Genomic DNA, 10,311 nt, shown 5'->3' with positions numbered 1-10,311 from the left:
GGTGTTGTAGCCCAAGGTGATCAGCTCGACGCCTTGCAGGCCCATGACCCGATAGGTTTCCGGCCAGCGACGGTCATTGCAGATGCACATCCCCATCACCGCGCCTTGAGTCTCCCACGTCGGGAAGCCCAGATCGCCGGGTTCGAAATAACGTTTTTCCAGGTGCTGAAAATCGCGGCCGGCGTCGAACTCAACGTGCCCCGGCAGATGCACCTTGCGGTACTTAGCAACGATGTTGCCTTGGCGATCGGTGAGAATCGAGGTATTGAAATGGCGTCCTTCGGGGGTGAACTCGGCGTAGCCAAAGGAGATCGCGATGCCGTGCTCACGGGAGAAGTCGAACAGCGGGCGTGTTACGTCGCTGGGCATTTCACGCTCGAACCAGGTATCGACTTCCTGCTGATCCTGCATGAACCAGCGCGGAAAAAACGTCGTCAGCGCAAGCTCCGGAAACACCACCAGTTCGCAACCCTGTTGTTGGGCCTGCTCCAGCAGTACCAGCATGCGCTGGACCACAGTGGCTCTGGAGTCAGTTTTCTGGATAGCTCCCAACTGGGCGCCGCCGATGATGATTTCGCGCATGGCGCATGTCCTCCTACAAGACCGGCTCGGTGCCGGCAAACCCTGTTGTAATGCGTGGGGCCATTGTGGGAGGGTCAAAGCCTGCTGTCGCATGCCAATACGTCGCTGACGATTAACCTTTTGTTAATCCATGCTGAACAGTTCAAAACCGCTCCCGCCAAGGGTGCTGCGCAAGTGTTCGACGAAGCCTTGGGCGAATTGCGCCAGCGGTTCACGACGCAGATGTACCAGGCTGACCGTCAGGCGCTCGTCAGTAAGAATTGGCAGCACCGCCATCCGCTCGGTGCCTGAGGCGCGATAGGAAATCTCGTCGACTACTGAGAAACCTGCGCCGTTTTTTACCAGTGCACAGGCGTGATGGGGCGAGTCGACATCGATGTCCGGGCGATACGGCAGCCCCACGCGCTCGAACGCGGGCTTCATGACGCTGAAGAACGGCGTGTCGGCTGGATAGCCTATGAAAGGCGAATCAGCCAGGGCCTGGGGCAACTCATCCACCGGCACGCGGGTCAGTTCATGATCGGCAGGACAGACTATCAGGACCCGAATGTCACTCAGCGGCACGGCACGTAGGTTGGGGTGATCGATGGGGAACAGCGAGATACCGAGGTCTGCCTGTTGATCAAGCAAGCGGTCGCGTAGCAAGACGTGACGCAGGCACTCGAGGCTGACACGGATGTCAGCGTTGCACCGCCTGAAGGCGGCTATCGCATCGGGGACCAATTGATGCCCCAAGCTAGGACTGCTGGCAATGCGCAGTACGCCATGGCGTTGCTGGACTAAATCATGCAGCGTGGTATTGACCCGCTGGATGTCGCGGTACACCGACTCGACGTCGGTAAAAAGACGCCTGGCCTCGGGCGATGGGTACAGCCGTCCCTTGACCCGCTCAAACAACTGAAAGCCGATGCGCGCCTCGGTATGCGAGAGCATACGGCTTACGGCGGGCTGCGAGACCAACAGCAATTGCGCGGCACCGTTGATTGAACCGGTGATCATCACCGCACGAAACACTTCGATTTGCCGCAGATTGAGCGACTGCATTCAACTTCCCTCGCTGAAGTTTTTTTGCGCCCGCACAGCGGCCAACGCTTAACAATACGTTATAGGGTCTTAGCAATTAGTATGCCAATCCATAAATTAATCTGACATTTACGCTGACAGCCCGGAACTTACGCGGTAATAATGCGCGCACTTTTTTTGGAGGCTTGCGCCGTGCCTGTCCCGCAAACGATCCTGCCGATCTTTCTGTTGATCATTCTCGGGTATGTGCTTGCCCGCCGTGGCGCGCTCAACGCCGAGACCAACAAGGCTCTGGGCAACCTGGCTTTCAAACTGTTTATGCCCATGGTGCTGTTCACCGGCATGGTCAACGCGCCGCTGCACGACGGTTTGAACGTGAAGGTGCTGGTGGCGTACTTCGTCCCCGCGCTGCTTATCTTTTCCACCGTCAACCTGATTGCCCACCGCTTTATCAAGCACCCGACCCCGTTCGGACTGACCGCAGCGTTCGGCAACAACGCATTGATCGGCATCCCCATGGTTGCCAGCCTTTTCGGCAGCGGTGGCCTGGTGCTGCTGTTCACGGTGCTGGCCGTGCACAGTTTGCTACTGTTCAGTTTCCAGAGCCTTTATAACAGCGTCGCTGGCACCGAACCGTTCAAGCCCGCAACGCTGGTGTCGAGCCTGGCCAACCCGATGATCATCGGGTTGTTGCTTGGCGTAGCGGTTAACCTTTCGGGCCTGACTTTGCCCGGCTGGAGCCTGCAACTGGCGAACTGGCTGGCTCAGGCGGCGCTGCCCTGCGCACTGATTGTCCTCGGCGCCAACCTCTCCGGTTATCGCCTGCGCCCAAGCGTGTACGCCGTGGGCATCACCTTCGCCAAACTGGTTGCCATGCCGCTGTTGGTGCTGCTGGCTTGCGTATTGCTGGGCATTGACGGCATGCCACGTGGCGTATTGGTGCTGATGGCGGCCAATCCCTGCGGCGTCAACGTACTGGGCTTTGCGCGCTCGCTGGACGACAGCCAGAAAACCAGCTCAGTCATTTGCCTGTCGACCATCCTTTCGGCGATCACCCTGCCGTTGTGGATGTGGATCAACAGCGGAATTTGAGTCGCTACGTCACGTCGCTAGGCCAGACGATCTTCCGGCTCCCCGCCGGCCAGCACCTTGACCACGCCTCGGGTCACAGCGTTGGCCATGCGAATCAGTGACTGTTCAGTGGATGCTCCGGTGTGCGGCGTCAGCACGACATTGGGTAAGTGCAGCAGCGGGTAGTCGGCGGACATGCTGTCGAAGGCATAAACGTCCAATCCTGCGCCAGCGATGATCCCCGACTGCAATGCATCGATCAATGCGGCTTCATCAACCAACGGCGCGCGCCCGGTATTGATCAATAGTGCCGAGGGCTTCATCCAGCGCAACTGTTCGGCGCCGATGAGGTGATAGGTCTGCGGCAATGAGGGCAGATGCAGCGACACGATATCGCTGCTATTGAGCAGCGCTTTGAGACCGTCTGCCCGCTGCATGCCCAGTGCATTCAATTGTTCGTGGGTGGCGCTGCGGGCAAACACCTGCACCTGCATGCCTAACGCCAGTGCCAGCGCAGCGGTCGCCTTGCCAATCGCCCCGAAACCGACCAGTCCCAGGGTCAGCCCGTGCAGCTCGCGCAACTGTGCCCGGAAACGGAACGCCATGTTCCCGGCCCGGGCCGCTTGGTCGCTTTGCAGCAGCTGTTTGCTCAAAGCGAACATCAGGGCAATCGCGTGCTCTGCCACCGAGCGGGCATTGCGGCCGGGGGTGTTGAAGACCGGAATGTTGAAATGCTGCGCCGCCGTCAGGTCGATATTATCGAAGCCCGCGCCATGCACCCCGATGACCCGCAGATTTTTGAAGCGCTCCATCTCGGGGCGTCCAAATCGGCTGCTGCGAAAAATGCCGGCCACGACCCTGTCCGGGTCAGCCAACCGACAAGCCTCCTCACCTATCAGCGGCTCAAGGCCTGCGCCACGCAAAATCTCTATCCCTGAGGCGTGAATGGGTTGCGGCATCAAACACTGATTCATGGTTTTCTCGCTGGTTTTCGGTGGGGACAACACAATGGCATTCACCTTGCATTCCATCGGTATACCGAAAATCAACCAAAACCGAAAGCCTTCGGCGATCTGTTCCAGCAAGAGAGGACGACATGCCCCTTTTATCGCCCACTGATGATTTACATCAAATCCTGAAGGCCACGCGAGGGATCGCCATCAAGCTGTGCAAGGGTGAGGCCATCAGCGTCATTAACCTGCACGGTAATCAGGTGGTCGATGCCTGGGCCGTCAACCTGACCGACGCCAGCGAATGCAGTGCGATGGAACATACCCGCTCGATCAATAGCAATATGTTCTTCGACAAAGGCATGACACTGGTGAGCAACCTGCGCCGACCGATGCTCAAACTGATCGAAGACAGCTCGCCCGGTCGTCACGACACCCTGCTGTGCCCGTGCAACGGTGCCATCTATAAAGAGCTGGGCTGCACCGACTATCACCGCAGCTGCACTGACAACTTCCACGAAGCACTGGCCGAACAGGGCATTCGGTGCAGCTACACGCCCGCCTCGCTGAACCTGTTCATGAACGTTCCGGTGGCCGAAGACGGCAGCGTGCAACGTATACCGCCACGCTCCAAGGCCGGTGACAGCGTGACCTTGCTGGCCGAAATGGACGTGCTGGTGGTGTTGTCGGCGTGCCCGCAGGACATCACGCCAATCAACGGCGCCGGTCGTCAGCCCAGCGACATCGCCTGGTGCATCCACCCTCTTCCCGCTCAGGACTGACGTCATGACCGAAGCAGTCAAGCCGATGTTGCGCATCAAAGAGCTGAGCAAGAGCTACGGCGATCTGCATGTGCTCAAGAACGTGGCGCTCGATGTATACCCTGGCGAAGTGGTGTCGATCATTGGCGCCAGCGGGTCTGGCAAAAGCACCTTCCTGCGCTGCCTGAACGTCATGGAAATGCCCCAACAGGGGTTCATGGAGTTTGAGGAGTTCGCCTTCGATTTTCGCGACGGTGCTCGCGCACAACCGACCACCGATCAACTGCGCTCCTTGCGCGCGCAAATCGGCATGGTGTTCCAGAGTTACAACCTGTGGCCGCACAAGACGGTGCTGCAAAACGTAATCGAAGCGCCAATGCGCGTGCTGAAAATGCCCAAGGCACAGGCCATCAAAGAAGGTGAAGCGCTGCTGACCAAAGTCGGGCTGTTCGACAAATGCCATCAGTACCCCGGCAAGTTGTCCGGCGGCCAGCAGCAACGTGTCGCAATTGCCCGTGCGCTGGCGATGAAACCCAAGGTAATGCTGTTCGACGAAGCGACCTCGGCGCTAGACCCCGAGCTGGTCGGAGAGGTGCTGGCGTTAATTGCCTCACTGGCAGCCGAAGGCATGACCATGTTGCTGGTGACCCACGAAATCGCCTTTGCTCGCGACGTCGCCACCCGCGTTCTGTATTTCGATCAAGGGTGCATTGCCGAAGACGGGCCGCCTGAAGAAGTGCTGCGCAATCCGAAGAATGAACGTCTGCGCCAGTTTCTCAAACGCATCCTGCATGAAGACATCACCCCATCAGCCGTGGAGAAACCGGAATGAGTCAGTTGTACAGCGACATCGTTCTCTACGGGGCCGGCTTCATGGAGGCCGCTTGGGTAGTATTGCTCATCACGGTGGCGACCATCGTCCTTAGCTGGGTATTCGGCTTGCTGGCGGTGCTTGGCAAACGCTCCGACTTCGTGGTGTTCCGGGGCATCGCCAGCTTCTACGTGTGGTTCATCCGGGGCACGCCAGCACTGATTCAGGTGTTCATCATTTACTTCGGGCTGCCACAACTGGGTATCAACCCCTCGCCGTTCATGGCCGGGGTCATCGCGTTGGGCCTGAACAGCGGCGCCTACGTGGCGGAGATCATTCGTTCCGGGCTGCTGGCGATCCCCAAGGGACAATTCGAGTCGTCACAGGCGCTGGGCATGAGCCATCCGGAAACCATGGTGCGCATCGTCCTGCCTCAGGTGTTCCGAATCATCCTGCCGCCGCTGACCAACGAAGCCATTGCCGCGCTGAAGAACACTTCGCTGCTGTCCACCATCACCGTGGTCGACCTGACGCTGTATGCGCAAACGATTATTTCCACGACCTTCCGCCCATTCCAGTTCTTCATAGCCACCGCAGTGATCTATCTGGTCCTGACCACGATGCTGACGCAATTGTCGTCGTGGATGGAACGCCGCCAGATTCGTCTGAGCTGATCAGTTATGGCCCGGCGCCCAAGGACCCGGTGCGCTCACTGGCGCAGTAATGCGAGGCAAGTTGCGCCGCGTGCTATCGCGCAAGGAGCGACACAGCGTAAAATCCGGGCCGTCATTGGCAGCCGCTCCCGTTTACCGGCTGCCAATCCACTTTTGTCTGATACCCCTTGTGTGAAGTGACTTATGGAACCGATCAAATCCACGGCCGACTTCCTCGGTGAACGGGAACAGAATCTCAGCGCCAAAGCTTACGACGCGATGCTGCAGATGCTCATCAGTCGAGAGTTGCCCGCCAATACCGTCCTGCAGGAACGCAGGCTCGCCGAACTGCTGAACATCTCCCGTACGCCTGTTCGCGATGCCCTGACCCGCCTGGAAAACGAAGGCCTGATCAGTCGTACCGCCGGACGCACTTTGGTCGTTCGGCAGTTTTCCATCCGTGAATTGATCGAAACCCTACACGTTCGCCGTACGCTGGAAGCTGAAGCTGCGCGTCTGGCGGCGGGCCGCGTACCGATAGCCGAACTCGATGAACTGGAAGCCAGCGTGCGGCGCCTGCTTGCAGCAGAAGTACCCAATGCTGAGGAAGACTGGATCGTTGACAGCAAGCTGCACCAGATGGTCTCGCATTACAGCGGCAACCTGTTGCTGACGCAGTACATCGAAACCCTGCGTTTGAAAACCCGCATGTTCAACCTGAGTGTTGCACCCGAGCGTTTTGAGAGTGCTCATCAGGAGCACCTGGCAATCGTGCAAGCATTGAAAGTCGGTTATCAGGAGCATCTGACGATCATCGAGGCGCTGCGCTCCGGCGATCCGGAAGCCGCGCAGAAAGCCGCTGCGGCGCACATCGACAGTGTCCGCCAAGGCATCATCAACCGCTTTAGCCAGCTCTGATCAATCAGCAGCATCGCTAAGGGTCAGCACCCAATACGGTGCTGACCCTTTCACCCCGCGCGTTTGGCGAGCACCCTTCCCAGTACCCGCGTCGCATCACGAAAATCCTCGATGCTCATGGCCTCGTCCGGGTTGTGGCTGCCATTGGCATTGCGGATGAACAACATCGCAGTGTCTATGCCCTGCCCGGCAAACACCGCCGCATCGTGACCAGCCCCGCTGGGCAACGACTGTGTTTGCAGCCCGATCATTTGTGCAGCGCTGTGCAGTTCTGCGATCAACTGCGCAGACATCACACCTGCCGCGCTCTGCGTACGCTCCCCGAGGTCGAACGTTACGCCGTGTTCGGCAGCAATTTCGTTCATAGCGCGCTGCAATCGCTCATCCATCAGGGCCAGGGTTAATGGCTGTTGCGAACGCAGATCTATGCAGAACTCCACTTGCCCGGACACCTTGCTGAAATCAGCCTGAACCGGGTCCGTGGCGAACTGGCCCACCGTCACTGTCAGTTGATACCCTTCGTGCTCCATGCTTTGCCACAACTGTTGCAGCGTGACGACCAACTGGCTGACCGCAACCACTGCGTCCCGGCGATGGCTTCGCGGTGTGGCGCCGGAATGAGCATAAACGCCGAGCACTCTGGCCTTGCGGTAACGCAAGCTGCCGCAGATACCGCTGACGATGCCAAGCGGCACACCGGCATCAATCAGCACAGGGCCCTGTTCGATGTGCACTTCCACAAAGCTGTCGATTGTCGCGGGATTCAGGACCGGGACTTGCGTGGCCAAACTGTGCGGATCGCCCCCGAGACACAACAGATGTTCGCTCAAGCTCTGTGCGGTGTCAGCGCGTCGAGCTTGCAGCGCCTCGGGTGGCAACAGTCCGAAAGCCGCTTTGCTGCCGACATAGGAAACCGGGAACCAGGCGCTTTCCTCAGCACGGATGGCCATGACCGTGACGTCGTGTTCCGGTTGATAACCGCCCTTGCTCCAGCCGCTCAGCACCGCAAGCCCGGCCACCACACCAGCGGCCCCGTCGTAGTTGCCGCCACGGGGGACAGAGTCAAGGTGCGAACCGGTCATGACCACGGCCGTGCGCGGGGTACGTCCGGGCAAGGTCATATAGAGATTCAATGCGGCATCGACCGACACTTGCAAGCCCGCCAATTCGGCCTGCTTGCGCACCAAATCATGGGCCTGTTGTTCACCCTTGCCGTAGCTGTCCCGGGTGATGCCGACGCCATCGAAACTCAATGCGCGCAAGGTTGAAAGCAAGGCATCGGCCTGCGCCCAGTCCGGATCTGGCAAGCCCTTCAGCGACGACCCCGCCATCACACCAGCGCCCGACAGGCATCGACGATGAGCTGGCAGGCGGTCGCCAGATCTTCATCTCTGACACTGTAGGAAACCCGAAAATACGGCGCCAGACCAAACGCCGTGCCAGGTACCACGGCCACCCCAGCGTCTTCCAGCAAATAACGACATAGGTCGATATCAGTCACGATGAGGTCGCCCGCAGGCGTGCATTTACCCATCAACGCGGCGCATTCCACATACAGGTAAAACGCCGCCGGGGGACAGGCGACATTCAGCAGCGGCCGGGCGCTGGCGAACACCGCCAACGCGTGATCGCGACGCACGCGCAAGCGCTCGCACCAGTGTGCGATGAAGTCCTGCGGGCCGTTCAGTGCCGCAACTGCAGCCGCCTGGCTGATCGACGAAGGATTAGTGGTGCTTTGCGACTGCAGCAGTTCGATGCCCTTGATCAGCCAGCAGGGTCCACCTGCATAGCCCAGGCGCCAACCGGTCATTGCATGGCTTTTCGACACGCCATTGACGGTCAAAGTGCGGTCATGAAAGTCAGGCACGGCCTGGGCGAACGACGTGAAGCGGCCTTCGAAAACAATCGGCTCGTAGATGTCATCAGACATGATCAACACGCGCGGGTGATCGCACAGGATTTCGCCCAAGGCTTGTAATTCCTCAGCGCTGTACAACGCGCCCGATGGGTTGCCCGGGGAATTCAGCAGCAACCAGCGTGTATTGGGGGTCAACGCTGCCGCCAGGGATTGCGGTGTGAGCTTGAAGTCGTCACCTACCTCAGGCGTTACAACCACGGGTTTGGCGCCGGTCAGCAAGACCATTTCCGGGTACGACACCCAGTACGGCGCGACAAAGATCACCTCATCGCTGGGCTCAAGGGTTGCCAGCAACGCATTGAAAATAATCTGCTTGGCGCCGGTGGATGCGATCACCTGATCGGTCGTATAGCTCAGCCCATTGTCTCGCTTGAATTTGCCGATAATCGCCTGCTTGAGCGCGGCGGTGCCCGAGACACTGGTATATCGGGTGTGGCCTTGACGCATGGCGTCGATGGCGGCCTGCTGAATGTGTTCGGGGGTGTCGAAATCCAGCTCGCCAGTGCTCAGGCTGATGACTGCGCGACCCTCGGTGGCCATGCGCCGCGCAGCCTCTGCTATGGCTGCTGTGGCGGAGGGACGGATACGAGACACGACGGAAGAAAGTTGATTTTCGGTCAAGGCGCTGCGCATGGAGGTCTCGCTGAATGGAAACACGCATGGTATACCCGAGGGATACTACTGTCATACCTTAAGTAAAGAGCCCATTACCTTGCATGCTCAGTCCATTGAAAAACCGGCAAAAATGGCACGACTTAAGAAGTGACTGATTAGGAAGGAAACCGCTTATTCATGGCCGCCGGGCATTCACCGTATGCCGTCTAGGTTAATACCCGTGCGCAACCTCTGTGCAGACCGTAATGGCCTAAGCGTCGCCTCCCACAAACAATCGCCGACGTGATCCCTCGATATGGGCGCGCATCTTCTCGCGGGCGACTTCGGGTTGATGCGCGGCGATGGCTTCGTAGATAGCCAGGTGTTCCTGAAAGACCATCTTCAGCCGCTCGCCGGGTGGCAAAGCGCTCAACGCGTTGGCAATATTGATACAAATGAGTATCGGCTGGGACACCGATTCGACAGTGGTGAAGTAGTACTCATTTTCTGTCGCACGGGCCACAGCGATATGAAAGCGGATATCGGCGTCCTGGGCGTCCTTCCCATCATTTTCGATACAGCGCCACATGGCGTCCAGGCTGCTCTTGATGTCAGCGATGCGCTCTTCAGAGCCGTGTTGAGCAGCCAGATAAGCAGCCTCGCCTTCAATACCAACGCGAAACTCGAAACAGCGCTGAATGTCAGCGACGCTGCCAGGTTTCGCGTATGTCAGCACAGTTTTGCTTGGCTGGCTGGAAACGAAGCTGCCAACGCCACGGTTGCTGGTGATAATACCGTCCACGCGCAATCGCACGAAAGCCTCGCGCACAACTGAACGGGATACACCGCAGACTTCTGCAATGCGTGTTTCAGTGGGAAGTCGGGCACCAAGCGCCCACTCGCCATCTGTGATATTGCGGTAGACGTACTCGTAGACGTTGTCGGACAGCGACCCTGAAACGCCGCCGCTGCTGTGTGTGAATGATGTTTGAGTCATTGCGGGCTCGATACGGCTGCCGAGGCGCCGAGG

11 protein-coding genes are annotated in these 10,311 nt (G+C 58.9%); 5 read left to right on the top strand and 6 right to left on the bottom strand.

Translation table 11 applies throughout. The annotated features are described in order from the left end of the window. The coding region (locus M0974_RS29920; protein ID WP_297845503.1) for a nitrilase-related carbon-nitrogen hydrolase at window positions 1-582 on the bottom strand (582 nt) is incomplete at its 3' end. Between the two features lie 123 nt (window positions 583-705). Then, window positions 706-1,626, bottom strand: coding sequence for a LysR substrate-binding domain-containing protein (locus M0974_RS29915; protein ID WP_297845502.1), 921 nt, complete (start codon window positions 1,624-1,626; stop codon window positions 706-708). Between the two features lie 171 nt (window positions 1,627-1,797). Here M0974_RS29915 and M0974_RS29910 point away from each other — a divergent pair, with 171 nt between their 5' ends. After that, the gene (locus tag M0974_RS29910; RefSeq protein WP_297845500.1) at window positions 1,798-2,697 is read left to right on the top strand and encodes an AEC family transporter; all 900 of its coding nucleotides are present in this window, start codon (window positions 1,798-1,800) and stop codon (window positions 2,695-2,697) included. A 17-nt stretch (window positions 2,698-2,714) separates the two neighbouring features. Here the strand turns inward: M0974_RS29910 and M0974_RS29905 are convergent, their stop codons facing one another. Continuing rightward, window positions 2,715-3,650 carry an NAD(P)-dependent oxidoreductase gene (locus tag M0974_RS29905; protein ID WP_297845498.1) on the bottom strand — a complete coding sequence of 312 codons (936 nt, stop codon included), beginning with the start codon at window positions 3,648-3,650 and terminating at the stop codon, window positions 2,715-2,717. Window positions 3,651-3,772: 122 nt separating this feature from the next. On the opposite strand from M0974_RS29905, the gene M0974_RS29900 reads away from it, so the two are divergent. From M0974_RS29900 to M0974_RS29885, 4 genes are all read left to right on the top strand, one after another. Continuing rightward, a complete protein-coding gene (locus M0974_RS29900; RefSeq protein ID WP_297845497.1) occupies window positions 3,773-4,408 on the top strand; it encodes an urea carboxylase-associated family protein in 636 nt (211 codons plus the stop codon). A 4-nt stretch (window positions 4,409-4,412) separates the two neighbouring features. Beyond that, window positions 4,413-5,219 (top strand): amino acid ABC transporter ATP-binding protein, encoded by an 807-nt coding sequence (locus M0974_RS29895; RefSeq protein WP_297845494.1) that lies wholly within the window; start codon window positions 4,413-4,415, stop codon window positions 5,217-5,219. After that, complete coding sequence (locus M0974_RS29890) at window positions 5,216-5,872, top strand: amino acid ABC transporter permease (RefSeq protein WP_297845492.1); 657 nt, start codon at window positions 5,216-5,218, stop codon at window positions 5,870-5,872. The genes M0974_RS29895 and M0974_RS29890 overlap by 4 nt, the downstream gene beginning before the upstream one ends. Before the next feature lie 183 nt (window positions 5,873-6,055). Continuing rightward, window positions 6,056-6,769 (top strand): GntR family transcriptional regulator, encoded by a 714-nt coding sequence (locus M0974_RS29885; protein WP_297845491.1) that lies wholly within the window; start codon window positions 6,056-6,058, stop codon window positions 6,767-6,769. 50 nt (window positions 6,770-6,819) lie between these two features. Here M0974_RS29885 and M0974_RS29880 read toward each other — a convergent pair whose 3' ends face one another. The 3 genes from M0974_RS29880 to M0974_RS29870 all read right to left on the bottom strand — a co-directional run. Continuing rightward, a complete protein-coding gene (locus M0974_RS29880; protein ID WP_297845490.1) occupies window positions 6,820-8,100 on the bottom strand; it encodes a Zn-dependent hydrolase in 1,281 nt (426 codons plus the stop codon). Continuing rightward, the gene (locus tag M0974_RS29875; RefSeq protein ID WP_297845489.1) at window positions 8,100-9,320 is read right to left on the bottom strand and encodes a pyridoxal phosphate-dependent aminotransferase; all 1,221 of its coding nucleotides are present in this window, start codon (window positions 9,318-9,320) and stop codon (window positions 8,100-8,102) included. Before M0974_RS29875 ends, M0974_RS29880 begins: the two co-directional genes overlap by 1 nt. A gap of 232 nt (window positions 9,321-9,552) precedes the next feature. Further along, the coding region (locus M0974_RS29870; RefSeq protein WP_297845488.1) for a FadR/GntR family transcriptional regulator at window positions 9,553-10,311 on the bottom strand (759 nt) is incomplete at its 5' end.

Source organism: Pseudomonas sp. (assembly GCF_026224925.1).
In the GTDB taxonomy this organism is placed as follows: Bacteria; Pseudomonadota; Gammaproteobacteria; order Pseudomonadales; family Pseudomonadaceae; genus Aquipseudomonas.
The sequence above is the reverse complement of the archived record's forward strand: the minus strand, read 5'-3'. Positions and strand labels throughout refer to the sequence as shown.